General features: G+C 42.9%; 18 protein-coding genes and 1 pseudogene. 15 read left to right on the forward strand and 4 right to left on the reverse strand.

Annotated features, from left to right (window positions below):
* Positions 1–3 precede the first annotated feature (3 nt).
* Positions 4–3,258: a SusC/RagA family TonB-linked outer membrane protein gene (locus ACST14_RS04430; RefSeq protein ID WP_459460961.1), complete on the reverse strand. Its 3,255-nt coding sequence runs from the start codon at positions 3,256–3,258 to the stop codon at positions 4–6.
* A 248-nt stretch (positions 3,259–3,506) separates the two neighbouring features.
* On the opposite strand from ACST14_RS04430, the gene ACST14_RS04435 reads away from it, so the two are divergent.
* From ACST14_RS04435 to ACST14_RS04460, 6 genes are all read left to right on the forward strand, one after another.
* Complete coding sequence (locus ACST14_RS04435; protein ID WP_459460963.1) at positions 3,507–4,418, forward strand: ABC transporter ATP-binding protein; 912 nt, start codon at positions 3,507–3,509, stop codon at positions 4,416–4,418.
* Positions 4,415–5,260 (forward strand): ABC transporter permease, encoded by an 846-nt coding sequence (locus ACST14_RS04440; RefSeq protein ID WP_459460965.1) that lies wholly within the window; start codon positions 4,415–4,417, stop codon positions 5,258–5,260. The genes ACST14_RS04435 and ACST14_RS04440 overlap by 4 nt, the downstream gene beginning before the upstream one ends.
* Positions 5,257–5,925 (forward strand): LolA family protein, encoded by a 669-nt coding sequence (locus tag ACST14_RS04445; protein WP_459460967.1) that lies wholly within the window; start codon positions 5,257–5,259, stop codon positions 5,923–5,925. Before ACST14_RS04440 ends, ACST14_RS04445 begins: the two co-directional genes overlap by 4 nt.
* A gap of 74 nt (positions 5,926–5,999) precedes the next feature.
* Entirely contained in the window at positions 6,000–7,052 is a 1,053-nt protein-coding gene (locus ACST14_RS04450; protein WP_459460969.1) for a glycoside hydrolase family 130 protein, read from the forward strand.
* A 6-nt stretch (positions 7,053–7,058) separates the two neighbouring features.
* Positions 7,059–7,448 (forward strand): SMU1112c/YaeR family gloxylase I-like metalloprotein, encoded by a 390-nt coding sequence (gene gloA2, locus ACST14_RS04455; protein ID WP_459461260.1) that lies wholly within the window; start codon positions 7,059–7,061, stop codon positions 7,446–7,448.
* 16 nt (positions 7,449–7,464) lie between these two features.
* On the forward strand, positions 7,465–9,615 hold the full coding sequence (locus tag ACST14_RS04460; RefSeq protein WP_459460971.1) for a DUF4954 family protein: 2,151 nt from the start codon (positions 7,465–7,467) through the stop codon (positions 9,613–9,615).
* A gap of 189 nt (positions 9,616–9,804) precedes the next feature.
* Here ACST14_RS04460 and ACST14_RS04465 read toward each other — a convergent pair whose 3' ends face one another.
* Positions 9,805–11,403, reverse strand: a complete 1,599-nt coding sequence (locus ACST14_RS04465) for a M28 family peptidase (RefSeq protein ID WP_459460973.1) — start codon at positions 11,401–11,403, stop codon at positions 9,805–9,807.
* Positions 11,404–11,506: 103 nt separating this feature from the next.
* Between ACST14_RS04465 and gcvP the strand changes: the two genes are divergently transcribed.
* The 6 genes from gcvP to rocD all read left to right on the forward strand — a co-directional run bounded on the left by gcvP (position 11,507) and on the right by rocD (position 21,050).
* On the forward strand, positions 11,507–14,353 hold the full coding sequence (gene gcvP / locus ACST14_RS04470; RefSeq protein ID WP_459460975.1) for an aminomethyl-transferring glycine dehydrogenase: 2,847 nt from the start codon (positions 11,507–11,509) through the stop codon (positions 14,351–14,353).
* 389 nt (positions 14,354–14,742) lie between these two features.
* Positions 14,743–15,012 carry a hypothetical protein gene (locus ACST14_RS04475; RefSeq protein WP_459460977.1) on the forward strand — a complete coding sequence of 90 codons (270 nt, stop codon included), beginning with the start codon at positions 14,743–14,745 and terminating at the stop codon, positions 15,010–15,012.
* 12 nt (positions 15,013–15,024) lie between these two features.
* Entirely contained in the window at positions 15,025–15,798 is a 774-nt protein-coding gene (locus ACST14_RS04480) for a ParA family protein (RefSeq protein ID WP_459461262.1), read from the forward strand.
* 445 nt (positions 15,799–16,243) lie between these two features.
* Positions 16,244–18,649 carry a 3-hydroxyacyl-CoA dehydrogenase/enoyl-CoA hydratase family protein gene (locus ACST14_RS04485; RefSeq protein WP_459460979.1) on the forward strand — a complete coding sequence of 802 codons (2,406 nt, stop codon included), beginning with the start codon at positions 16,244–16,246 and terminating at the stop codon, positions 18,647–18,649.
* 11 nt (positions 18,650–18,660) lie between these two features.
* Complete coding sequence (locus ACST14_RS04490) at positions 18,661–19,836, forward strand: acetyl-CoA C-acyltransferase (protein WP_459460981.1); 1,176 nt, start codon at positions 18,661–18,663, stop codon at positions 19,834–19,836.
* The gene (rocD, locus tag ACST14_RS04495; protein ID WP_459460983.1) at positions 19,833–21,050 is read left to right on the forward strand and encodes an ornithine--oxo-acid transaminase; all 1,218 of its coding nucleotides are present in this window, start codon (positions 19,833–19,835) and stop codon (positions 21,048–21,050) included. Before ACST14_RS04490 ends, rocD begins: the two co-directional genes overlap by 4 nt.
* Positions 21,051–21,060: 10 nt before the next feature.
* Here the strand turns inward: rocD and rho are convergent.
* Positions 21,061–22,209, reverse strand: a pseudogene (rho, locus tag ACST14_RS04500) (transcription termination factor Rho); the annotation flags it as partial.
* A gap of 565 nt (positions 22,210–22,774) precedes the next feature.
* Here rho and ACST14_RS04505 point away from each other — a divergent pair.
* The 3 genes from ACST14_RS04505 to bioA are packed head-to-tail and all read left to right on the forward strand — an operon-like array spanning position 22,775 to position 25,759.
* Positions 22,775–23,893 carry an aminotransferase class I/II-fold pyridoxal phosphate-dependent enzyme gene (locus ACST14_RS04505; RefSeq protein WP_459460985.1) on the forward strand — a complete coding sequence of 373 codons (1,119 nt, stop codon included), beginning with the start codon at positions 22,775–22,777 and terminating at the stop codon, positions 23,891–23,893.
* A complete protein-coding gene (bioD, locus tag ACST14_RS04510; RefSeq protein WP_459460987.1) occupies positions 23,890–24,489 on the forward strand; it encodes a dethiobiotin synthase in 600 nt (199 codons plus the stop codon). The genes ACST14_RS04505 and bioD overlap by 4 nt, the downstream gene beginning before the upstream one ends.
* The gene (bioA, locus tag ACST14_RS04515; RefSeq protein ID WP_459460989.1) at positions 24,482–25,759 is read left to right on the forward strand and encodes an adenosylmethionine--8-amino-7-oxononanoate transaminase; all 1,278 of its coding nucleotides are present in this window, start codon (positions 24,482–24,484) and stop codon (positions 25,757–25,759) included. Before bioD ends, bioA begins: the two co-directional genes overlap by 8 nt.
* On the opposite strand, the gene ACST14_RS04520 is transcribed toward bioA, so the two are convergent.
* A complete protein-coding gene (locus ACST14_RS04520) occupies positions 25,731–26,168 on the reverse strand; it encodes a nuclear transport factor 2 family protein (protein ID WP_459460992.1) in 438 nt (145 codons plus the stop codon). The genes bioA and ACST14_RS04520 overlap by 29 nt on opposite strands.

Here is a 26,168-nt window from a genome sequence, read left to right on the forward strand (position 1 = left end):
AAATTAAAATCCTACTCTTAAACCTACGTTATACGATTTAGAAACAGGGAATGCACCTTCATCAATACCCATGTGGATATCTTGATTATCAGCTCCTGAGTTTCTGATATTGATATCAGGATCTAAACCTTTGTACCCAGTTAAAGTCAATAAGTTTTGCCCTTGAACATAAATCTGCATCGAACTTAATCTGATTTTCTTTAACACCGTTGTAGGTACCGTATAGGTTAATTGAATATTCTTCAAACGCATGTATGAACCGTCTTCCACAAAATAGGTTGAAATTTGCTGGCTAAACGTATCATTTGCATTCAAGCGAGGCAACATTGCCACATCCCCTTGTGCTTTCCAAGAGTTATACAACATGTCTTTAGAACGGTTACCTTGGAACGTATTGAAGTCAGTCCAGTATTTCAAGTAGTTAAACAATTCGTTTCCTTGAACACCTTGAGCAAAAACCGTTAAATCCCAATTCTTGTATCCTAAATTAACATTCAAACCGTAAGTAAAGTCTGGGTGAGGATTACCAATAATGGTTCTGTCGGAAGCATTAATTTTACCGTCTCCATTCACATCCTTGAATTTGAACACACCTGCACGGGTATAACCTGGAATTTGTACCGCTGCTGCAGCTGCTGCATCATCTTTAAGAACTCCTTCCACTACATAACCGAAGAAACTAGCAATCGGTAATCCCGCTTTAGTAAGCGAAATAGCAGGTAGACGCGTTGAGAATCCAAAGATCTGCGCCAATGGATCATCATTCAACTTCACCACATTGTTTTTATACTGGGAAATTTGTCCTGAAATTGTGTATCTAAAATCACCTATTTGATCTCTGTAGGTTACATTTAAGTCAATACCCGTATTATTTACTTCACCAATGTTCACATAAGGAATACCTGCTGTTCCAGATGATCTTGGAATAGGCACTTGTGTTAACATGTCGGAAGTCGTACGTGTATACCAATCGAAAGCAATATCTAATTTGCTATTCATCAAAGTGGCATCTAAACCGATGTTAGTAGACGTATTAGTTTCCCAACGACCATTAGAATTACCAAATTGCGCAATATCAAAACCAGATGAAATCGCATTACCCGCTCCACCTATGTCATAGGCGTTGTTATTCGGATCTGGAGTGAACAAGGTATAGGCATTGTAAACGTTTGGTATTAATTGATTACCTGTTTTACCCCAGCCTCCACGGACTTTTAAATCGTTCACGAAAGTCAAATCCTTCATGAAAGCCAATTCCGAAAGACGAGCACCTACTGAGAATGCAGGGAAAACTCCATAGCGATAGGCTGGAGAGAAACGAGACGATCCATCTCTACGCAAGGTAAAGTCTGCTAATAAGAATTCTTTGTAGGAATAATTAAATTTCCCAAATTGAGAAAATAAAGCAGTAATAGTTGCTCCTGAACCTGCGTTCGTAAGACCTGCCGCAGAACCATTATTTAAATAACGATACGACAAATCATCAAAAGCGAAACTACTTCGCTGCGCTCCAAAACTAAACCCATAAGTCGATACAGATTCCGTACCTACTAACAAATTGAAATTATGATCTCCTAACGTTTTCGTATAATTTAATGTATTGTACCAAGTGATGGCACGATCATAACTATTGCTAACCGTTAAACTGTTCGTGTTTCGTGCTTCTGCAGCTTCGATATCACGATTGAAAAAAGAAGATTGGTTGAAGTTATTGTATTCAAAACCAAGGCTAGTACGCGCCTTTAAATCTTTGATGATTTCAACCTCTCCGAATACGTTACCGAAGATGTGCGTTGCTTTCACTGGGTTATCGCGCTCTCTGTACTGACGTGCTAACGGGTTAGGTGCATTACCTAAGTTCGAACCACGTGAACCTGCAAAACCATTTAAGAATGAAGTATTCGTTCCACCTAATTCTGCTGGACCCCCAGTTATATCAAATACAGGGATGATAGGTTGAATACGAATCGCAAACATGATAGGATTTGATTCACTGTTATTACCTGATGGAACACCTTGACGCTCATCATATGATACCGTAAAGTTCTCACCAAATGTGATAGCACCCTTTTTAAATTCTGTATTTGCACGTACAGAATAACGCTTATAACCTGTATATCTTAAAATACCTTCTTGGTCAAAGTAACTACCAGAAATGGCATATTTACCATTTTTCGATCCACCTGTAGCCCCTATTTGATAGTTGGATATTTTAGCTGGACCAAAAATCTCCCGCTGCCAATCTGTACCTGCTTTGTTAGCCTTAGTAATGTTAAAAGCTGTAACACCTAATTTAGGATCTGCTATATCATTTGTATAGGTAAAGTTAGCTGGTAAAGCACCGTATACGTTAGGATAAATATAATCTGCAATGGTCTGAGTTCCATCTGGTGAAAAACGGTATTGAGCTGAAGGAGAAGTTCCCGCAGGTCTTCCAGCACCTATTTGAGACTCATAGTAATATTGACCTAATTCTTTCGTATTCAATAAATCCAACGTTTTACCTAATTGTTGAGTTCCTGTATACATGTCAAAACTGATCTTAGGTTCGCCTTCACCACCACGCTTCGTAGTAATGATCACAACACCATTCGCAGCACGCGCACCATAGATAGAAGCCGCAGACGCATCTTTCAATACCTGCATAGACTCTATATCATTTGGGTTGATTTGGTTTAGTGTACCTTGTGTAGGCACTCCATCAATAACGTATAAGGGTGAGTTATTATTCGTAGATCCAAAACCACGGACACGAACCATCGTTCCACCACCTGGTGAGTTATCATTACCTACCGTTACACCTGATGCACGTCCTTGTAACATTTGTGTTAAGGATGCAGCTGGCACTGCAGTAAGTTCTTTCGCACTTACTACCGCTACCGCTCCCGTAATGTCTTTTTTACGTTGAGACGCGTAACCAGTTACAATTACTTCGTTCAATTGACTTACATCTTCATCAAGTGAAATGGCGATAGATGAGCGATTTCCGACCGCGACGGTTTTAGAAACATACCCTACCGAAGTAACGACTAATTCGGCATTGCCACTTTTTACACTAATGGAGAAAGCTCCATTTCCATCTGTAGTAGTACCAGAAGTGGTACCTTTAATCACTACAGAAACTCCTGGAATTCCACCGCCTTTGGCGTCTGAGACTGTTCCAGTAACTTTTTGGTCTTGGCCTAATGCCACCCACGATAGGGTGAGCATCATGGCGAGTAGAAAGACCACTCTGCTTACGTAGAAATTGTTTTTCATAAAAATAAAAGGTTTTAAGTGATTGTTGATTCTTTGTAAATGAATACGTATTTAACAAAAATTAACGATGCCAATATAAGAAAGAAATTAATTCACAATTATAAGTTTTTATAATTTTTTCTTTATTTAATTATAAAATTATTTAATGATAACCTAATGGACATTTTAGAATTACGCGAATTCGCTATAAGCCTCACACAGTTTAATTAAAAAATAAACTATTTTTACGCTTTGTGTGTTTAAAAAGTATGCCTGAGAAAATTATATCTGTTCGTCACTTATCCAAGAAATTTGGATCTTTCCAAGCCATTCATGATGTCAGTTTTTCTGTTTACAAAGGGGATGTTTTTGGCTTTTTAGGGCCTAATGGTGCAGGGAAAAGTACCAGCATTCGCTGCTTAAATTCCTTAATAAAACCGGATAGTGGTACGATTGAGATTTTTGGCGAATCCATAACTACACACCGCGAATCTATTTTAGGCCGCATAGGGAGCATCATCGAAAAACCTGACTTCTATAAATATTTATCGGCCTACCGAAATTTAGAAATCTTCTCCCGCATCTCCGGGAAGCCCTCTTCTAAGCAAGAAATCTATAAAATGTTAGACTTCGTCGGCTTAGGCGGACGCGAGAAAGATAAATTTGCAGGTTTTTCTCACGGGATGAAGCAGCGTTTAGGCATCGCCCAAACACTTTTACACAACCCCGACCTGATTATCTTGGATGAACCCACAACGGGTTTAGATCCACAAGGAATAATTGATATTCGGAACTTGATCTTGCGATTGAAGAACGAACAAAACAAAACGGTACTGTTGTCATCTCATAATTTAGCAGAAATCGAACTGATCTGTAATCGAATGGTGATCATCAATAAGGGGCGGTCGATGGTGGAAGGAAAGGTGAGTGAATTGATGAATGGGGAAAACCTGATTCTGCGCCTGGAAGCGAGTCCCATTCCGGCTGTAAAAAATGTGTTGCTAGCCTGGAAACCCGATCTTTCATGGGAAAATGTGGGGGATTCTGCCTTGCAATTTCCCATCGAAAAATCCGAAATTCCTTTGCTGACTAAAGTATTAGTGGAAAATAATATCGAGATTTTTTCCCTAGAAGCGAAACGTACGCTAGAGGATTATTTCATTAAAATCATCAACCAATGATCCTATTAAACAGCTTATATAACGAAATTATCAAGATTGCGCTGAAACCGCGGTCCTATTTAGGTCTCGCCGCGATCACCGTTTTAGTGGGCGTGATTCAATTCGCATTAAAGGCAGATGGCATGTCCATTATCTCCTTTGTGACCTCCTCGTTCGAACAGACTTTGAGCTTTGAGGGCAATGTTCTAAATGGCAATCTGGTCGCTTTCATCATTTTGCAGATGTTATTAATCCAAATTCCTTTGCTCGTCGCCCTCGTTACCGGCGATTTGGTTTCAGGTGAAGCTGCCATGGGAACGATTCGCATGCTAGCCACTAAGCCCATTTCTCGGATTCAATTATTATTATCGAAATTCATTGCAGGGGGCATTTATACCCTGGTCGTTATTTTGTGGATGGGCGTGATGTCTGTGGTCGTGGGCAAATTGCTTTTCGGGACAGGGGACATGATGGTCCTAAATTCAGATGGATTAGTGATTTTGCAGGAAGCAGATGTGAATTGGCGGTATTTGGGTGGATTTGCGGTGGCTTTTTTAGCGCTTTTCACCGTGAGTTCTTTGTCGATTTGCTTGTCTTGTTTCACCGATAATTCCATCGGCCCTATCGTGGCGACGATGTCAATCATCTTATTGTTCACCATCATAGGAACCTTGGATGTGCGTGTTTTCGACCCGATTAAACCCTATTTATTTACAACACACATGGCTGCCTGGCGTTCTTTCTTCGAAGATCCCTTGCCTCTTGCTATGATTTGGCGATCGATTGCGGTTTTAGTGGCACATAATGTAGTCTTAATTTCCGTTTCGCTGTATACATTCCACCACAAAGATATCCAATCATGATTCGCGTAATTTTACTATTCCTTTCTTTTTCGGTGTTTGCACAAGATGCGAATAAGACGGTGGCGCAGGTTTTAGCGCGCATGAATAAGGTGCGCGATTACCGGGTCGAGGCGCAGATAAAATCCGATATTCCGCTGATTAAAATTATGCCGGCGAAGGCGACGATCTATTTTAAGCAACCGGAGAAATTCCGCATGATTACGAAGGGGATTGCTATTTTACCTAAAAAAGGTTTCACCGACTTAACCGCCCTTCTGCGCAATAAATCTGCTTATAATGCCTTGCTTACAGGTAACGAGATAATAGATGGCAAAAAAACGGAATCCATTACTCTCCTTCCCACGGATGATTCGGGGGAGATTGTTTTGGCCAAAATCTGGGTAGACCCCACGCTCGATTTAATCCTCAAGTCACAAATTACGTCCCGCAGTAATGGCACCGTCGTTTCCACGTATGTGTATGGCTCTGAAAAAGCCTTTGGCCTACCGTCAGAAATGAATATCACCGTGGATGTGAAAAAATTCAAGATCCCTAAAGGCGTCGTCATCGACATTAATCGCACCGCTATCGCTCCGGTGAATACACGCAAAACAGGCCAAATTCATCTATTTCTGACGAACTACGTCATTAACCAAGGAATAGAGGATCGCATTTTCAAGGAATAGATTCTTTTTCTTGTACTATATTACCGATGGCTTTCGTTCTTTTTTCGTAATTTAGATTTCTAAATTTTTGAGAAATGAATCGCCTTTTCGTCTGCTTACTACTATGTCTTGCTTTTTCAACTTCTGCCCAAAACTGGCAGATGTCCGGATTCAAAAAGGCCGACTCTTTCAATCCCATCCTAAAACCCTCCCTAGAGGCGCGATTTTTAGATCCTGTTACGGGTAAAATTGTGGGCTGGGAAAATAAAAATGTCTTAAATCCGACGGCACTCGTTCTTAACGGCCTCGTTCATCTATTGTACCGCGCACAAGATTCTGTAGGCACTTCCCGCATCGGATTAGCCACTAGCGCGGATGGTATTCATTTCAAAAAACAAGCAGCACCCATCTTATTCCCTGCAAATGATCCGTTCCGCGGATTCGAATGGCCCGGCGGAATCGAAGATCCTCGCATCGTCGAAACATCAGATGATGGCTATTTCCTAACGTACACTTCCTATGATGGCAAAGTCGCTCGTCTTTGTGGTGCCTTCTCGAAAGACTTACAGACTTGGGAGAAAATAGGACCCTTATTTACCTCTGAAAAATACCTAAATACCTGGTCAAAATCTGGCGCACTCGTTTCTGTTCAAAACGGCTCTAAAATGGTGGCTACGAAAATTGATGGCCTTTATTATATGTATTTCGGCGATACCGATTTGTTCCTAGCTACGTCGAAAGATTTGCGCCACTGGGATATATTGGAGAATGCAGAAACAAGTGTTCGTTTATCCGTTTTAAAGCCGCGAGCCGGTTATTTCGATAGCCGTTTAGTAGAACCTGGTCCCTATGCCCTACTTAGAAAAGAAGGAATTTTATTAATTTATAATAGCTCGAACGCAGCGAATTTTAACGAGGCACGCTTCCCCAAATTCACCTACGCCGCGGGTCAGGTTTTATTTGATGCACGTCTACCCTACAAAGTGTTAGCGCGAACGTCGACGCCCTTTATTTGGCCAGATAAACCTTATGAAAAAATCGGCGAAGTAAACGAGGTTTGTTTCGTGGAGGGCCTAGTCCCTTTTAAAGGAAAGTGGTTCCTATATTACGGAACCGCGGACTCTAAAATCGCCGTATCCATTAAATAAATGAACATTTTAGGCCTACATTCCGTCCACCATATCGCCATTATCTGCTCGGATTATGCGCGTTCTAAAGCCTTTTATACACAGGATTTAGGGCTTGAAATCATCCGCGAAGTGTACCGAGCGGAGCGCGATTCGTACAAATTGGATTTAGCTTTAAACGACCACTACGTAATTGAATTATTCTCCTTCCCTAAGCCGCCTGCGCGTCTATCTCGACCTGAAAGTAGTGGATTACGGCATTTGGCATTTCAAGTAAATAACCTGGATTTTACAGTGCAGGAATTGAAAAAAAAGGGCATCGAGTCGGAGCACATTCGCATCGATGAGTTCACAGGGAAGCGATTTACGTTTATTGCGGACCCGGATGATTTGCCGCTAGAATTTTATGAAATATGATCTGATTTTTTGAATTATGAATAGAATTGATAAAAAACCCCTTTCGAAACTCGGTTTCGACTTCGTAACGCCTGCATTCTTAGAAGAAGGCCAAAGCGAATTCGACCACCGCAACTCCACCATCGACCTAGCTGCATTCCGCGCACTGGCTCCACGAGAAATAAGTATCCTCGAGGCAAACCTGAACGAGGCGGAGAATTGGAAAGATGTGTGGGTAAAAGAGGGCTTCAATCCCTACTTAGTGAAGAATTGCCGCTTTTTTGGCATTAATCGAATCGGTGTTTTAGAGAGTTGTTATTTAGAATTCAAAAACCTGCGTATGCCGGTGGGTCTGTATAATAGCACTTTGATTTCCTGCGATTTTGGCGATAATGTGGCGATCGATCGCGTGAATTTATTATCTCATTACCAAATCGGGAACGAAGTAATGATCCTCCAAGTGAACGAATTAGCGACGACTTCGACGGCGAAATTTGGAAATGGAATCGTGAAGAAAGGCGAGGAAGAGCGTATCCGAATTTGGCTGGAATTAGGCAACGAAAACGGCGGCCGGAAGGTAATTCCTTTCGTGGGAATGAAGCCAGCCGATGCTTTCTTGTGGACCCAGGACCGCGATGATCTTTTATTGCAAGCAAAATACAAAGAGATGACCATTCAGGAATTCTCCTCTAAAAGAGGATTCTACGGCCAAATCGGCGATCGCACCGTCATCAAAAACACAGGCATCATCAAAGACGTCAATATGGGCACCGACACCTATATCAAGGGCGCAAACAAATTAAAGAACTTAACGATCATCTCGAACGCCGAAGCCTCCACCCAAATAGGCGAAGGCTGCGAAATTGTGAACGGAATCATACACGAAGGTTGCCGCATTTTCTACGGCGTGAAGGCCGTTCGTTTTATTTTGGCAGCCCATTCTCAGTTGAAATATGGCGCGCGCTTGATCAACTCCTTCTTAGGTAGTAATTCGACTATTTCCTGCTGTGAGGTATTAAATGCGTTGATTTTCCCGGCTCACGAACAACACCACAATAACTCCTTCTTGTGCGCGGCGATCGTGAAAGGCCAAAGCAATATGGCCGCCGGAGCCACCCTCGGATCTAATCACAATTCGCGTGGAGCGGATGGGGAATTGCAGGCGGGACGTGGATTTTGGCCCGGCTTATCCGTCGCCCTAAAACACAATTCGAAATTCGCCTCCTTCAACCTGATTTCGAAAGGAAATTACCCCGGCGAAATCCAAAATCCCCTCCCCTTCTCCCTCATCGGAAACGACGACACCGAAGGCGGATTATTAATCATCGCAGGCTACTGGTTCCAGTATAACATGTATGCCCTGGCACGCAACGCCTGGAAATTCGCCGCAAGGGACCAAAGAACCGACAAAGACATGTTGCTCGAATTTGATTTCTTAGCGCCTGATACCGTTTCCGAAATCTTGCAAGCCATTAAACTCTTAGAAAAATGGGTTTCTGAATCCTTAGGCGGCGCAGACGGCAAAGCCTGGTTATCTGACCCAGCGAACGCTTCTAATCCATTAGCGATTTACGCAACCGGCATCGAGAATACGAAACGCAGATCGCGCATCGCAAAAGCACATAAGGCCTATCAAATTTTCCATGATCTATTGTATTATCATGCGGCCAAAGAATGGTTAGCCACCTCCGAGCGCCATCCATCGCAAACCCCTTCAGCACTTTTACAAGCCACCTTGAAGAATGCCACGGCGATTCAGCTATGGGAAAATTTAGGCGGACAATTGATCCCATCTGGCGTCATTCAAGAAATGAAGAATGATGTCAAAACAGGCAAAATCACGCGCTGGAAACAAGTACATAATTTCTACGAAAAACAGGCTGCACTTTACCCAGACCAAAAATTCGAAAATGCTTTGAATGGCCTTTTACAAATTAATCCAAACGCTTTCGAAAATATCCCAGCCTGGATCGATCACGCTATAAGCACTTCGGAATTCTTAACGGCTGGCATCGAAAAATCTCGCTCAAAAGACTACCAAGATCCTTATCGATTAGCCATGTTTGGCAATGCAGAGGAAATGGATGCGGTGATCGGCGACGTGAAGGATAATGAGTTTATTCAGGAAGCGAAAATGCGCGCGGTTGCGTTTAGAGAAAAACTGGAGGGGTTAAAGAATAGAGCATAAAGCACAAAGAATAAACGATAGGATTAAAGAATAGAGCATAAAGCATAAAGAATAAAGTTGGAATCCCCTTCGGGGATACATTTATGAAACATTTCTGAATACATAAAAAATGGGACCTCGGTCCCATTTTTTATTCAAACTTTATGCTTTGTGCTTTATGCTTTGTGCTTTAAAAATCGCTTCGCAAATTTATGGCTTGTTCGAATCCACCACCAATCTTTGCTCTCTATTAGCAATCTCCCACGCCATATAAAACACGAGACGGCCTACTTTTTGGATTTGGTCAAACTCAATCTTATCTACCTCATCACCTGGCATGTGGTAATCGTCGTGCACTCCGTTAAAGAAGAAAGCTACTGGAATGCCGAATTTCGCGAAGTTATAATGATCTGAACGGTAGTAGAAACGGTTCGGATCGTTCGGATCATTAAAACGGAAATCTAGTTCTAGACCTACGTGCTTCTTGTTTTGATCGATTAATATCTCGCGTAATTGAGACGATAATTTATCTGAACCGATCTCATAAATATAATCCGGCTTGCCTTTGTGCTCGTCATCATAACGACCCGTCATATCCGTGTTTAAATCCACAACAGTATTTTTCAAAGGGAATAAAGGGTGATTTGCGTACCACTCAGAACCTAAAAGTCCTTTCTCTTCACCCGTTACCGTCATAAATAAGATACTACGACGTGGACGTTTTCCTTCTGCTGCTGCTTTACCAAAAGCCTCCGCTAATTCCATCACCGTCACGGTTCCAGAACCATCGTCGTTTGCGCCATTATTGATTTGGCCGTCAGCAGAAACCCCGATGTGATCGTAGTGCGCTGTTAAAACAAGCAATTCCTCTTTCTTGTCCGTTCCTTCTAGGTAACCTACGACGTTATACGTATCGACTGGCTTCTCTGTTCTTTCGATCGTTACTTCGATAGCCGCTACTTTGAATTTAGAGGCAATAGATTTTTTTTCTATTGCTAAAGATGCTTTGTAAGCCAGCAATTCCGCTTCCGTTGTCCCCAACAGTTCAGCAGCAGCTTCAGATGAAATCAGTAAAACGGGTGCTTCATTTGCGGCTGATTCTGCGTCAGCGAAGGCCATACGCTCGTTCCCGAAACGTTGCATCATCACTTGACGTTGACGAACTTGATTGCCAAAAGATTTCGTATCCCGATCCGCGATCAAGATTAAACCTTTTGCTCCAGCAGCTTGTGAACGCTTTAATTTTTCTTTCCAGCCATCGCCTTTACCAAAAACAGATGGGTTTTTTGATCCAGAAAGTACATAAAGACCCGCTGCATCTTTCGCTTCGCCTTCGAAAGCTAAAACGTATTTGCCTTTTGCATTTAATTTGTCAAAATCCGTATAAGCTCCTTGTTGCACTCCGAATCCGGCAAATACGACTGGGAACTTAGAATTAGCTGCGACTGGCGCTAAAGCACTCGCCATCATTTCGCGCAGGTATTCGTATTTTTTTCCTTTGGCAGAAATAAAAACATTCGACCAGGCACGATTTACTAGGTCCACTTTTTGAAAATAAGACCCATTTACCGGCGCAATACCTGACTTCTTAAAGGAGTCTGCAATATAGTTCGCGGCCACTTTTTGTTCAGCCGAACCTGTATTACGACCTTTCAAGCTATCAGAAGCAATAAAAGTCAAGTGTTTTTTCAGATCATCCGCTCTGATGGACAGCGCGTAAGGAACTGGATCTCCCTGAGCGATCGCGCTCATCGGGATAAAATTAGCGGCTAATAATAGCGCTAAAAGATAGTTGTTAGTTTTTTTCATTTGTTGAAACAAAATTTAGGAAAGCGAAGTTAAGAATCTAAATATAAATCGCTAAAAAAAGATTAAATTTGTGGCGATTTTCTACTACAAATTCTCAACATTCATGACCCTAAATTACACTTATCAAGAAGACTTCTCTTTACGTCATAACAATTCAGAGGCAGCTGATATAGCTTCCATGTTAAAAGTAATAGGCGCAGCTAGTTTAGACACACTTATTCAACAAACGGTACCGGACAAAATTCGCTTAGCTCAAGGGCTTCGCTTGCCGGAACCGAAATCTGAATTCGCCTTCTTGCGTGATTTTAAAACGATGATGGGTCAAAACCAGATTTTCAAATCACATATCGGTTTAGGCTATTCGGATACGATTGTGCCTACGGTCATTTTGAGAAATATTTTAGAAAATCCATCTTGGTATACGGCCTACACGCCATATCAAGCAGAAATTGCACAGGGACGTTTGGAAATGTTATTAAACTACCAAACGATGATCATCGATTTAACCGGCATGGAATTAGCGAACGCGTCCCTTCTAGACGAAGGAACCGCAGCGGCTGAAGCCATGACGATGTTATATGGCCAAAAACCGGCAGAACGCAACAGCGCTGAAGCCTATTTTGTGTCTGAATTATGCCTTCCACAAACAATCGACCTATTAAAAACGCGCGCTGAACCTATCGGCATTGAAATCGTTGTGGGTGACCACCGCTCTTTCGATGTAACGGACGCACGTTACTACGGAATGATGTTGCAATACCCCGCTTCGAATGGTGAGGTATTTGATTATTCCGCTTTGATTGCCGCGGCTAAAGAAAACGGTTTACAAGTCGTAGTCGCTGCTGATTTATTATCCTTGACTTTATTAACTCCTCCAGGAGAAATGGGAGCGGATGCAGTCGTGGGTGTTTCACAGCGCTTCGGAGTACCGATGGGTTTCGGAGGTCCACACGCTGGATTCTTCGCAACAAAAGAAAAATACAAGCGTAATATTCCAGGTCGTATCATCGGGGTTTCCGTGGATGCTGAAGGAAACCGCGCTTTACGTATGGCGCTTCAAACCCGCGAGCAACACATTCGCCGCGAGAAAGCCACCTCTAATATTTGTACAGCGCAAGTTTTATTATCGATCATGGCCGCTGCTTACGCGATTTACCATGGGCCAAAAGGCTTAAAGCAAATCGCCGAAAAAGTCTATGGTTTAACTGAATTATTAGCCGTAAATCTTCGCAAACTAGGTTATACGTTAGAAAACACACACCACTTCGATACGTTAACGATTCAAACGGGAGCGCAAACAGCGGACTTACGAGTGTTAGCAGAAAAAGCAACACGTAACCTACGTTATACGTCGACTACGACGAGCATATCGTTAGATGAGACAACGCAAGAAGCAGACGTTATCGAGATCATCTCGTTCTTCGAAACATTAAGCGGCTCGAAATCGGCTGAGAAAACAGTTACTTGGACCATCCCAGCGGCCTTAACTCGCAGCTCTACTTTCTTAACACACAGCGTGTTTAATAAGTACCATTCTGAGCACGGGATGTTACGTTATTTGAAATCATTGGAATCAAAAGATTTATCAATGGTTCATTCGATGATTTCTTTGGGCTCATGCACGATGAAATTGAATGCGACGACGGAAATGATTCCGGTGACGTGGCCAGAATTAGGCAAAATGCACCCCTTCGCTCCTGCTTCACAGACGAAAGGTTACCAACAATTACTGTCTGATTTGAACGAGTGGTTATGTGAGATTACGGGCTTCGCTAAAATGTCGATGCAACCGAACTCTGGAGCTCAAGGTGAATACGCTGGTCTAATGACCATTCGTGCCTACCATGCATCTCGCGGAGATCACCACCGAGATATCGCGATCATTCCTTCTTCCGCACACGGAACAAATCCTGCTTCAGCGGTGATGGCCGGAATGAAAGTGATTGTTTCCCCTTGCGACGCAAATGGAAATATTGATGTAGCTGACTTAAAAGCCAAAGCTATCGAACACAAAGACAACCTCTCTTGCTTGATGGTCACTTACCCAAGTACACACGGGGTATTCGAAGAAACGATTCAAGAAATTTGCGCGATCATCCACGAATATGGAGGTCAAGTATATATGGACGGAGCAAACATGAACGCGCAAGTGGGATTAACTTCCCCAGCTATCATCGGAGCGGACGTTTGTCACTTAAATTTACACAAGACTTTCTGCATTCCTCACGGTGGTGGTGGCCCAGGCATGGGACCTATCGGCGTAGCTCCTCAGTTAGTTCCTTTCTTGCCTGGACACGTACATGACGGAACGTCGGGTGCGGTTTCTGCGGCACCTGTGGGATCTGCGAGTATTTTAGCTATCTCTTATGCCTACATCGCGATGATGGGAGGAAAAGGATTAACGAAAGCTACTGAAATTGCCATCTTAAACGCTAACTATATCAAGGCGCGTCTAGAGAAAGAATTCCCTATCCTATATACGGGTTCTCAAGGACGTTCTGCACACGAGATGATTCTAGATTGCCGTCCGTTCAAATTATCAGCAGGCGTAGAATCAGAAGATATCGCCAAACGTCTAATGGATTATGGTTTCCACGCACCTACCCTTTCTTTCCCGGTAGCTGGAACCTTAATGATCGAGCCTACGGAATCCGAGAACAAAGACGAATTAGATCGTTTCTGTGATGCGCTTTTGAGCATTCGCGCCGAAATTCGCGAAATCGAAGAAGGCAAAGCAGACAAAGCTAATAACGTATTAAAGCACGCGCCACATACCCAATCTGTCGTTTTATTAGGCGAATGGGATCGTCCTTATTCACGCGAGAAAGCGGTATTCCCGCTAGCATACGTGAAGGCGAATAAGTTTTGGCCTATGGTATCTCGCATCGACTCCGCTTATGGAGACCGCAACTTAGTTTGCGCTTGTGAGCCGATGGAGAGTTATATGTAGTTATTTGATTCTTACTAAAGTGGCACCTCGTGGTACCACAGAAACCACCTCAAACGAGGTGGTTTTTTTATTTTATGGCTGGATTAGCAGAGCGGGTAGCGAGAGAGGGGTTTCATTAATATGTAAATCTCGGATACTGAAGTGTTATTTTTTTTCATCGTATTCCCAATAGTCTTTTATTTTCTTATTAGGGTCCTTTCAAAAGCTTTTAATACAGAATTGTAAAATTAAAGTGAATAATTTATTATGCATTTGGCACTAAATGGCTAGTATTTATCCACCAAATTAAATTACGATTAATATACAATGTATTAACATATAATAACATAAATCATTTAACTAAAGGGATTTATCTTGAAGCTCAATCATGATGCGAGATTCCATTCCCTATGAAATTTGTCAGAATTAGAAAAGAAGGATTTAGAAATTATCAAGATGGGTTTGAGTTTATAAAATATGCGATGTGCGAAAATGTTTCATTTGAATATCTCAAAGAAAATGACTTGCTCATGATCAAATTTAATTTGCAGGATGCCAAAGAGGTTACGCTTGAAAATAAATTGATTAACCATGAATATAAATCGTTTATGAAAAATTGGAACCGGTTTTTATTGAACGAGGATTATTTTTTTGATTTAGCCGATTTTAGTAGAAAATAACCGAATCTTATGATGACAAAAATAATATCGATTGCAAACCAAAAAGGCGGCGTGGGCAAAACCACCACCGCAATAAATTTGGCATATAGCTTAGCCGCTTTAGGCCAAAAAGTATTAATTATCGACATCGATCCCCAGGCCAACAGCACTTCTGGTTTGGGTTTTGATCCAAGCACTTGCGAGAACACAATTTATGATGTTTTACTAAATAGAATTCAAATCAAAAGTGCCATTGTCTCTTCATTGTTTGAAAATCTTGATCTAATTCCGGCAGATATTAATTTAGTAGGCGCTGAAATAGAACTCATTAATTCCATTAGTCGGGAAACCATTCTGAAAGAGCAACTACAAAGTACTCGTGGTCAATATGATTATATTTTTTTGGATTGCTCTCCTTCCCTAGGCTTGTTGACGATCAACAGCCTAACGGCTTCAGACACCGTAATCATTCCTGTTCAATGTGAATATTTTGCCCTTGAGGGAGTGGGGAAATTAATGAATACCATTAAAATTATTCAAACTAGGTTGAACACAAATTTAAATATTGAAGGGATTTTGCTTACCATGTTTGACACTCGGTTAAACTTATCTAACCAAGTTGTTTCTGAGATCTCTAAACATTTTAAAAATTTGGTTTTTGACACCATCATTCCACGCAATATTCGAATAAGCGAATCTCCTAGTTTTGGAATTCCAGTCATGTTGCATGACCCTTTAAGTATCGGATCTAAAAGTTACATTAACTTGGCTAACGAGATTTTAAAAAGGGTAGAGGTTAAAGTTTAGCCTTACAGAGATGCTGGAGGAATAATATTTCCAGCATTTTTTTGGCTAATTTAGGCATGTGGTTTAGTTCTTACCAACCTAAATTAACAAATCATTTTCTTATTTTGAGAAAATATTAACCCATTTGTTATATAATCAATTAAATGACTTTTATCCCCCTATTCTTATCATAATGGTCGCTAAATTTTATAGTAATCATTTGGGTATTTTATGTTAGGAAAAAAGAAAATTACCCTCAAACATTAAAAAAGAAACACTTGTCTAATCCAATACTTATTTTGGTTCAGGCAGGCATGAATCCCTCGCATTTTCCTGGGAAAATAATTAAAGAGGTATTGGGAATTCCTAGTGGGACCGCCTTTTTTTACGTAAATAAAATTTAGTATGCTTGCATAACATAATTCCTTTTATTTATATTTACACATCGAGATTTAAAAACGTAGATATGAATCGTGCCATTAAAAAAGTAGCCATTTTAGGCTCAGGAATTATGGGCTCTAGAATAGCCTGTCATTTCGCAAACATTGGGGTTCAGGTCCTCTTATTGGACATTGCACCACAGACTTTGAGCCCAGAGGAAGAGGCCAAAGGTCTTCGATTAGAACACCCTTCGGTTCGTAACCGAATCGTTAACGCCGCATTTCAACAAACTATAAAAGCAAAGCCCGCATCGCTCTATGCGTCGGGCTTTGCGAATAACATCAAGCTAGGCAACTTCGATGACAACCTGTCGGAAATCAGTTCAGCGGACTGGATCATGGAGGTAGTCGTAGAAAACCTAGCCATCAAACAATCGCTCTACGAAAAAGTAGAGAAATTCCGCACACCGGGTACCTTAGTTACCTCGAATACCTCGGGTATCCCGATTCATTTGATGTCAGAAGGCAGAAGCGCAGATTTCCAACAACATTTCTGTGGAACGCACTTCTTCAACCCTCCCCGCTACCTACGTTTATTCGAAGTGATTCCTGGACCTAAAACGGATTCAGCCATCATCGAATTCCTATTAAGCTACGGAGAAACTCAATTAGGTAAAACGGCCGTACTTTGCAAAGACACGCCAGCCTTCATCGCAAACCGCATCGGCGTTTATTCGATGATGCAGACGATGAAAGTGGTCGAGGAATTAGGCTTAACGGTGGAGCAAGTAGATAAATTGACTTCCAAAGTCGTGGGTCGCCCTAAATCAGGTACCTTCCGCCTTTCGGATGTCGTAGGTTTAGACACCACGGTTCACGTGGCGAATAATTTGAAAGCCACGCTTGTTAACGACGAAAGCAAAGATATTTTTAACCTGCCGGTGATGTTACAGCGTTTGATGGAAAACAAATGGCTGGGCGATAAAACGGGTCAGGGGTTTTATAAGAAGACCAAAGACGAAAAAGGCAAAACGGTCATCCTAAGCCTAGATCTGAATACCTTCGAATACCGCGCAGCGGAACGAGTAAACTTTGAAACATTAGATCGCTCGAAGGCAATAGACAACCTGGCAGATCGCTTCGCGCTTTTATTAGCGGGAAAAGATTTAGCCGGTGAATTCTACCGCAAAACCATCTTAGATGGTTTCCGTTATGCGTCGAATCGCATTCCAGAAATCGCGGATGATCTTGTTAAAATCGACCAAGCTATTTGTGCTGGTTTTGGCTGGGAGATGGGAGTTTTTGAAACCTGGGACGCTATCGGTGTCGTACAGGGTATCGAACTAATGAAAGCCGAAGGTTTAGCGCCGGCTGCTTGGGTAACGGAGATGCTTGCCGCAGGAAATACGTCATTCTACAAAGTAGAAGGTGGTAAGCGGATGTTCTATGACATTGCGACCAAAAAATACCAAGCCATTCCTGGTGCAGAGAAGCAAATCAATTTGCAAATCTTAAAGCCTACGAAAACCGTTTCGTCTAATGACGACATGCATATTTTGGATTTAGGCGATGGCATTTTAGGCTTAGAGTTCCACTCGAAAATGAATACGATGGGCCAGGGAGTGCTAGAAGGCATTCAAGAGGCTATAGCAACGGCGGAAAAAGATTTCCAAGGTTTAGTGATCGGAAACGAGTCGAACGAAGCCTTCTCCGCTGGAGCGAATTTAGGTATGCTGTTTATGTTTGCGATGGAGCAGAAATTCGACGACATCAACACGATGATCGCGACGTTCCAAGAAACGATGATGCGCGTGCGCTATTCCGGCATTCCGGTAGTGGTAGCGCCGCATACCTTAGCCTTAGGTGGCGGTTGCGAGATTAACTTGCACGCGGACAAGATTGTCGCACATGCGGAATTATATATGGGTTTAGTGGAAGTGGGTGTGGGTTTAATACCTGCCGGTGGTGGAACTAAAGAGATGGCTTTGAGAATGGGGGATGCGCGTCGCTCAGGCGATGTGGAGTTGAACCGTTTACAGGAGGCCTTTATGAATATTGCCACGGCGCGCGTGAGTACGTCAGCGCAGGAGGCGAGAGAGATGAATTATTTACGTCCACAAGATCGCATCGTGTTGAATCGCAACCAGGTGATCACGGAGGCGAAAAGAGAGGCTTTGGCCTTAGCAGACGCAGGATATATCCAAAAAGCGAGACGCAACGATGTCTGGGTGGAGGGAAAACAAGGTTTGGCCTTATTCAAAGCAGGCATTCAAGGCATGCTAATGGGACGCTATATCTCCGAGCATGACGCCTTAATTGCAAATAAATTAGCCTACGCGATCTGCGGCGGCGATTTAGACGCTCCACAAGTCGTGAGCGAAACCTATTTACTCGACCTAGAAAGAGAGGCTTTCCTTTCTTTGTGCGGCGAGAAAAAGACCATGGACCGAATCCAAAGTTTATTAGGTGGCGGTAAACCACTCAGAAATTAAATTTTACAAAGATGAATGCATATATCATAGCAGGTTACCGCACAGCAGTTGCGAAAGCCAATAAAGGAGGATTCAGAACGATGCGTCCAGATGATTTAGCGGCGGAAGTCATTAAACATTTGATGAAGCAGGTGCCTAGTTTAGACCCGGCACGCGTGGAAGATTTAATCGTAGGCAATGCGATTCCGGAAGCAGAACAAGGCATGCAAATGGCGCGTTATATTTCGCTATTATCCTTACCAAAAAGTGTTCCAGGTTTCATCATTAACCGCTATTGCGGTTCTGGTTTAGAGGCCATTGCTTTAGCTTCTGCTAAAATTGCCTCCGGCATGGCGGAATGCGTTATCGCAGGTGGTACCGAATCGATGTCGATGTTACCAATGATGGGCCATAAAACGGTCTTGAATTACGGCATCGCGAGCGAGCACCCCGATTATTACATCGGCATGGGTCTGACGGCAGAGGAAGTGAGTAAGAAATATAACGTGACGCGCGAGGAGCAAGATGCGTTTTCTTTCGCCTCACACCAGAAGGCTTTGGCGGCACAGAAAGAGGGTAAATTTACCTCGCAAATTGTTCCAGTCGAAGTAACGGAAAATTATTTTGATGCCAAATCAGGTAAGAAACAATCCCGCAGCTGGACCGTCTCTCAGGACGAAGGTCCGCGCGCAGATACGACGATTGAAGCTTTGGGTAAATTAAGACCCGTATTCGCGATGGGCGGAACCGTTACCGCGGGTAATGCGTCCCAAACTTCCGATGGAGCCGCTTTCGTTTTAGTGGTTTCAGAGAAATTAGTGAAAGAATTACACTTAGAGCCTATCGCTCGCATGGTTTCCTACGCTACGGCGGGGGTAGAACCGAGTTTGATGGGAATAGGACCTGTGGAAGCGATTCCAATTGCCTTGAAAAAAGCAGGATTGACGCTGAAGGATATACAACAAATTGAGTTGAACGAGGCTTTTGCGGCGCAGTCTTTGGCAGTCATGAAAACCCTCGATATCGATCCCAACATCGTGAACGTAAATGGCGGAGCGATTGCATTAGGACACCCACTGGGCTGTTCAGGCGCTAAATTATCCATTCAATTATTTAATGAAATGCGTCTTCGCAATCAAAAATACGGCATGGTAACGGCTTGTGTAGGTGGTGGTCAAGGAGTAGCAGGAATTTACGAATTACTATGACCCCAGCCGAGTACATTGCCTTAGAATCAGATTTTGGTGCCCATAATTACCATCCATTACCCGTCGTTTTAGAACGCGGGGAGGGTGTACATGTCTATGATGTGTCTGGGAAAAAGTACCTCGATTTTTTATCTGCCTATAGTGCGGTGAATCAAGGACATTGCCATCCGCGTTTAGTTAAAGCCATTTCCGATCAAGCATCCCTTTTAACGTTAAGTTCACGTGCTTTTCACACGAATCTATTAGGTTCGACGGAGAAGAAACTAGCGGAGAAATTTGGCTATGAGAAGGTTCTTTTAATGAATACGGGCGTGGAAGCGGGAGAATCTGCCATCAAATTAGCCCGAAAATGGGCCTATGAGGTGAAAGGGGTGCCAGCTGATCAGGCCGAAATCATTTTTGCGGAAGGTAATTTTTGGGGTAGAACGATTGCGGCGGTCTCGTCCTCGAGTGACCCGTCATCCTATCATAATTTTGGGCCTTTTGTACCTGGCTTCAGTCGCATTCCGTATAATAATCTAAAAGCATTAGAAGAAAAATTACAGAATCCGAACGTGGCAGCCTTTATGGTCGAGCCCATTCAAGGAGAAGCTGGTGTAGTTATTCCATCACCTGGCTATTTAAAAAAGGCAGCCAAACTGTGTAAAAAACACCGCGTACTTTTCATCGCCGACGAGATCCAAACAGGTCTTGGACGCACCGGTGCCTGGTTAGCTTGCCACCACGAATTAGTTCAACCTGATATATTATTACTAGGCAAAGCACTTTCAGGTGGTTTTATGCCTGTTTCTGCCGTTCTATGCAATGATGAAATCATGCTAACCATCAAACCGGGCGAACATGGTTCCACCTATGGTGGAAATCCTTTGGCCTGTGCGGTGACAAATGTGGCGATCGACATCATCGAGGATGAAGATTTAGTGGAGAATGCCATAGTTCGAGGTCAGCAATTACTGAATTTCTTAGAAAGCTTGCGAGATAAAACGGCCTTAATTAAGTCCGTTAGAGGAAAAGGGCTTTTGTGCGCGATCGAAATCGATACGCCGGAAGATAGCCCAGTGGCTTGGGAAATTTGTTTAGACCTGATGAAAAAGGGATTGCTCGCAAAGCCTACACATGGAAACAAAATCCGCCTAGCTCCTCCCCTCACCATTACCGGTGCGGAAATGGATCAGGCTTGTAGCATTATAGACAAAGTTTTTCTGGGCTATTAAGCGATTCGCACTAGCGGTTCATCGACACTAAGAACTCTTCGTTGTTCCTAGTCCCTTTCATCTGCTGTTGCAAGAATTCCATTGCCTCCACAGAGTTCATGTCGGACATGTGCTTGCGCAAGATCCAAACACGTTGTAATACGGCTGGATCCATCAATAGATCCTCACGACGAGTACCAGAAGCTGTCACATCAATAGATGGATAGATTCGGCGATTCGCCAGCTTGCGATCTAATTGTAATTCCATGTTACCCGTTCCTTTGAATTCCTCAAAGATTACTTCGTCCATTTTAGATCCCGTTTCGATCAAGGCTGTCGCGATGATGGTTAAAGATCCGCCATTTTCGACGTTACGAGCCGCTCCGAAGAAACGCTTCGGCTTGTGAAGAGCATTCGCATCCACACCACCTGATAAAATCTTACCGGATGATGGAACCACTGTATTATAAGCACGTGCAAGACGTGTAATTGAATCTAATAGGATAACCACATCGTGGCCGCATTCCACCATTCTTTTGGCCTTCTCTAAAACAAGGTTAGCCACTTTTACGTGACGCTCCGCTTGCTCATCAAAAGTAGATGAAATTACCTCTGCGCGTACAGAACGCTGCATATCCGTTACCTCCTCTGGACGCTCATCGATCAATAAAATGATCAAATAAACCTCTGGGTGGTTGCGAGAAATGGCATTTGCGATGTCTTTTAATAAAACCGTCTTACCCGTTTTAGGTTGAGCGACGATCATACCCCTTTGGCCCTTACCGATAGGCGCAAACAAATCTAAGATACGCGTCGAATAATTATCCGCCGTGGACGATAGGTTCAGCTTCTCCTCTGGAAACAAAGGCGTTAAATATTCGAAATTAATCCGGTCACGAATCTCATCGGTCGTCTTTCCGTTCACCGATTCGATTTTCAATAAAGCGAAATACTTTTCTCCTTCTTTAGGTGGACGAATCTTACCTAAAATGGTATCCCCTGTCTTCAAACCAAACATTTTGATTTGCGAAGGCGATACATAAATATCATCTGGAGAGGCTAAATAATTATAATCGGATGAACGCATGAAGCCATAACCGCCTTCTTGCATAATCTCCAAAACCCCTTCATTCTCAATCAAGCCATCTAGTTCTTTGATGACTTGGTTATAATTCGAACGAGGTTTGTGGTGATGCACCGGTGCTGGCGCATCCTCTTTAGGTAATTTATCTAAATCGACTGGTGCATCTGTAGGTGACACCTCGTCTCTTGTATTTTCTGTGCTGGTAATGAAAGAAGTATCTACGATGAACTCTTCTGGTGCTGCCACCTCATTATATTCAATCGGTGCTTCAGCCGGAGCCTCAGTTTGAGCTTCTGCCGGAGCAGCAGATTCCATCGGTAACAAAGGAGCGTCCTCGTTACTTTTTTGAATTCGCTGACGCTTAGGGCGTTCGTTTGATGATGATTCTTCTTGTACTTTTTTTACTCTCTTGATAGGCTTATCTTCCATAAAAGGGAAATGATTAATTAAGTATGACAACAGACATGGGTTGTCGGATTGGATTTCAAAATGGAATGGTTCCGGGGATGTTGACTCGTTGAATTGTCAGAATCGACTTGCAATACTACAAAATAGTAGGGAATTGTCAAGTGTTTTTGCCAAATTTTGGCATTAAATATCAATTAAATGATAAAATAACCGTCCACAGCGATTATTTCGTAGTTTTGCAAGAGAAATATCCATGAAAAACATTCAGCAACAGCTTATTGACTTACTAGAAACCCGGCGTAAAGAGGGTCTATTCAGGCAATTGGCTTTGCTCGAAGGACGCGTGGATTTCTGTTCGAATGATTATTTAGGTTTAGCTTCAGATTCTATTCTAGCTGAAAAAATCGAGGCAGATTACCAGGCATTACCGCTTGCTTTTCGAAAAAATGGATCCACTGGTTCCCGCTTAATTTCTGGACATTCAGCACTCATCGAACAATTCGAAAAAGAATGTGCGACTTTTCACGGGTCTGAAGCAGCTTTGCTATTTAGCTCAGGCTATGAGGCTAATGTGGGATTAATTTCCTCACTTCCACAGGAAGGCGATGTAATTTTTTGCGATAAACTTTTACATGCGAGTTTGATAGATGGATTGCGCCTTTCTAAAGCAGAACGACGCATATTTAAACATAATAATCTAGCGGATTTGATTCATTTATTGGATCAATATCCGGCGGAAACGCGGAAATGGATCGTCGTAGAGTCGATTTATTCCATGGATGGAGATGTGGCTCCGCTGCAAGAATTAGTGGACTTGAAAAATAAGTATCAAGCAGAGCTTATCGTCGATGAGGCCCATGCTGGAGGAATTTACGGGACAGAAGGTCAAGGTTTGGTGCATGAATTAGGATTGTGTGAGGAGGTTTTTGCTCGGGTTATCACCTTCGGAAAAGGGTGGGGAAATGCGGGAGCGGTGGTTATAGGGTCTTTGGCCTTAAAAGAATACCTGGTGAATTTTGCCCGACCTTTTATTTACTCCACAGCGCCTTCGCCAGCACATGTTTCTGCCCTTTTAAGCACTTTACATTATTTGCCTTCTAAAAACGAAGCCCGGCAAAAACTGCAAGAAAATATCACTTTCTTTCGTGAAAACATCCATTCAGATGCTTGGGGAGACAGTGATTCGGCCATACAAACTTTCTTCGTCACTGGAAACGAAGCGGTGCGCGCGAAGGCCGCAGCAGCGAGCGAATTCGCCGTCAAGCCTATCGTCTACCCGACGGTGGCGAAAGGAAAAGAAAGAATTCGCATTACTTTAAGTGCATTGCACACGAAAGAACAACTACTAGCACTCATTAAAGCACTCGAATGAAACAATTTATCGTCGCCGGCATAGGTACTGAAATTGGAAAAACCGTTGTCTCAGCGATTTTGACATCTGGCTTGAAGGCAGATTATTGGAAGCCGGTCCAAGCAGGGGATTTAGATCAAGGGGATGCTTATTGGATTCGCCGTTGGGTGCCATCGGCTACCGTTCATCCATCGACTTATGCCTTAACGCAGCCGATGTCGCCTCATAGTGCCGCGGAGATGGATGGAATCACCATTAACCTCGAGGCATTTAAAATACCGACCGATCAGACATTGATCATCGAATTAGCGGGCGGAATTATGGTTCCACTAAATGATTCACAGACGAATTTGGACCTGATTAAACACCTAAATTTACCCGTCATTTTAGTGAGCAAAAACTATTTAGGCAGTTTAAATCATACCCTATTAAGTTTTGAGCTGTTACAGCAACACGGCATTCCGATGGCTGGAATCGTATTCAATGGACCAGAAAATCCGTCAGGCGAAAAGTTTATTTTGAATCATACGGGTTTGCCCCTTATTTTGCGAGTCCATACAGAAGAAGAATTAAATGAAGCGGTGATTGCTTCCTATGCTGATAAAATCCATGTCTAATCTAAACTTGTCTTCCCGGGATGCGGCGGTCATTTGGCACCCCTTCACGCAACATCAGATCGAACCCATTTCGATCCCGATTGCCAGTGGGAAAGGCGCGCATCTTTTTGACACGGATGGTAAAAAATACATTGATGCGATTTCATCTTGGTGGGTGAATACGCATGGACATGGGCATCCTTATTTAGCCCAAAAAATCTACGAACAAGCCCTCCAGCTCGAACAAGTCATCTTCGCAGGCTTTACCCATGAACCCGCAGTTCGACTTTCCGAGCGATTATTAGCTCATTTACCGGCTAATTTCGAGCGGGTATTCTTCTCCGATAATGGATCTACCGCCGTGGAAGTGGCTATTAAAATGGCCTTGCAATTCTTCCACAATCAAGGAAATACCAAGCGCCGAAAAATTTTAGCCTTTGCAGATGCTTACCACGGCGATACTTTTGGAGCGATGAGTTTAGGGGCACCGAGCTCGTTTAATGCCCCATTTCAGGATATGCTTTTCGAGGTGGAATTCTTACCGAATCCACAGGATGAACAAGCTTGCCTCGCCGCTATGTCTGCGGTAAACGAGGACGAATACGCTGCCTTCATCTTCGAACCCTTGATTCAAGGTGCTGGCGGAATGAAGATGTACGAGGCTTCTACCTTAGATGCTTTGATTCGTGAAGCACATAAAAAAGGGATTCTCTGTATCGCGGATGAGATTATGACGGGATTTGGGCGAACGGGAAAATGGTTCGCCATGGATTATTTGGAAGAAAAACCAGATATCGCCTGTTTCTCTAAAGGCTTAACAGGTGGAATGATGGCGATGGGTTTAACCTTGTGCAGTGAGGAACTATTTAAGTCTTTCCTTTCTACTGATCGTAAAAAAATGATGTTCCACTCCCATTCCTTTACGGCAAATCCCTTAGCCTGTGCGGCGGCAAATGCGAGTATGGATTTGATGGAAAAGGCCGAAACCTGGACTTCGATCGCGCGAATTGAACAAAAGCACCGAGCTTTTGCGGAGACGCTCGCCGGAAATCCCATACTAAAGAATGTGCGTATCTACGGGACTATTTTAGCCATGGAAATAAGCACCGGTGAAACCGACGGATATATGCACTCGATCAGAGACGATATATATACCTATTTCCTTAAGGAAGGTATTTTGATGCGACCTTTGGGAAATACCATCTACATCCTCGCCCCCTATTGTATTGAAGACGAGGATCTAGCGTATATCTACGAAAAAATTAAGGCTTTTGCGCAGGGACTAATTTAGTCGACTGCCAAGAAACCATTTGCCAACGCTTGTCAGCGTAAACAAACACATCTGTAAAACGTAGGCGTACTGTAGTTTGTGTTCCATCAGCAGCCTGCTGAAGAATGCTCACAATTCCCGTATTAATTCCCGTTTTCCCGTATACCCTTTGTTGAAATTCCTCGGGCGTTATAGATAAATAATTCGACTTTCCAGACGCAATCGAGGCAATATAGGAATCCTTCGAATCCTGCACGCCAGTAGAGTGGAAATACACTAAATCTTTATGAAGTACGGCCTGCAATCCGGGAGTATCTTTCGCTACCATCAACTTAAATCGGTTTAATTCGGCTTCTTTAAGGGATTCTTCATTTTGAGCAAATCCCAACATCGGTGCTAAAACACAAAGTAAAATCAATATCTTTTTCAT

Source organism: Aquirufa sp. A-Brett2-15D, from assembly GCF_054558735.1.

Excerpts from the sequence above, each read along its gene's own strand:
- ACST14_RS04430 (WP_459460961.1), bottom strand. The coding sequence starts at position 3,258 with ATGAAAAACAATTTCTACGTAAGCAGAGTGGTCTTTCTACTCGCCATG.
- ACST14_RS04435 (WP_459460963.1), top strand. The coding sequence starts at position 3,507 with ATGCCTGAGAAAATTATATCTGTTCGTCACTTATCCAAGAAATTTGGA.
- ACST14_RS04440 (WP_459460965.1), top strand. The coding sequence starts at position 4,415 with ATGATCCTATTAAACAGCTTATATAACGAAATTATCAAGATTGCGCTG.
- ACST14_RS04445 (WP_459460967.1), top strand. The coding sequence starts at position 5,257 with ATGATTCGCGTAATTTTACTATTCCTTTCTTTTTCGGTGTTTGCACAA.
- ACST14_RS04450 (WP_459460969.1), top strand. The coding sequence starts at position 6,000 with ATGAATCGCCTTTTCGTCTGCTTACTACTATGTCTTGCTTTTTCAACT.
- ACST14_RS04460 (WP_459460971.1), top strand. The coding sequence starts at position 7,465 with ATGAATAGAATTGATAAAAAACCCCTTTCGAAACTCGGTTTCGACTTC.
- ACST14_RS04465 (WP_459460973.1), bottom strand. The coding sequence starts at position 11,403 with ATGAAAAAAACTAACAACTATCTTTTAGCGCTATTATTAGCCGCTAAT.
- gcvP (WP_459460975.1), top strand. The coding sequence starts at position 11,507 with ATGACCCTAAATTACACTTATCAAGAAGACTTCTCTTTACGTCATAAC.
- ACST14_RS04475 (WP_459460977.1), top strand. The coding sequence starts at position 14,743 with ATGAAATTTGTCAGAATTAGAAAAGAAGGATTTAGAAATTATCAAGAT.
- ACST14_RS04480 (WP_459461262.1), top strand. The coding sequence starts at position 15,025 with ATGACAAAAATAATATCGATTGCAAACCAAAAAGGCGGCGTGGGCAAA.
- ACST14_RS04485 (WP_459460979.1), top strand. The coding sequence starts at position 16,244 with ATGAATCGTGCCATTAAAAAAGTAGCCATTTTAGGCTCAGGAATTATG.
- ACST14_RS04490 (WP_459460981.1), top strand. The coding sequence starts at position 18,661 with ATGAATGCATATATCATAGCAGGTTACCGCACAGCAGTTGCGAAAGCC.
- rocD (WP_459460983.1), top strand. The coding sequence starts at position 19,833 with ATGACCCCAGCCGAGTACATTGCCTTAGAATCAGATTTTGGTGCCCAT.
- ACST14_RS04505 (WP_459460985.1), top strand. The coding sequence starts at position 22,775 with ATGAAAAACATTCAGCAACAGCTTATTGACTTACTAGAAACCCGGCGT.
- bioD (WP_459460987.1), top strand. The coding sequence starts at position 23,890 with ATGAAACAATTTATCGTCGCCGGCATAGGTACTGAAATTGGAAAAACC.
- bioA (WP_459460989.1), top strand. The coding sequence starts at position 24,482 with ATGTCTAATCTAAACTTGTCTTCCCGGGATGCGGCGGTCATTTGGCAC.
- ACST14_RS04520 (WP_459460992.1), bottom strand. The coding sequence starts at position 26,168 with ATGAAAAAGATATTGATTTTACTTTGTGTTTTAGCACCGATGTTGGGA.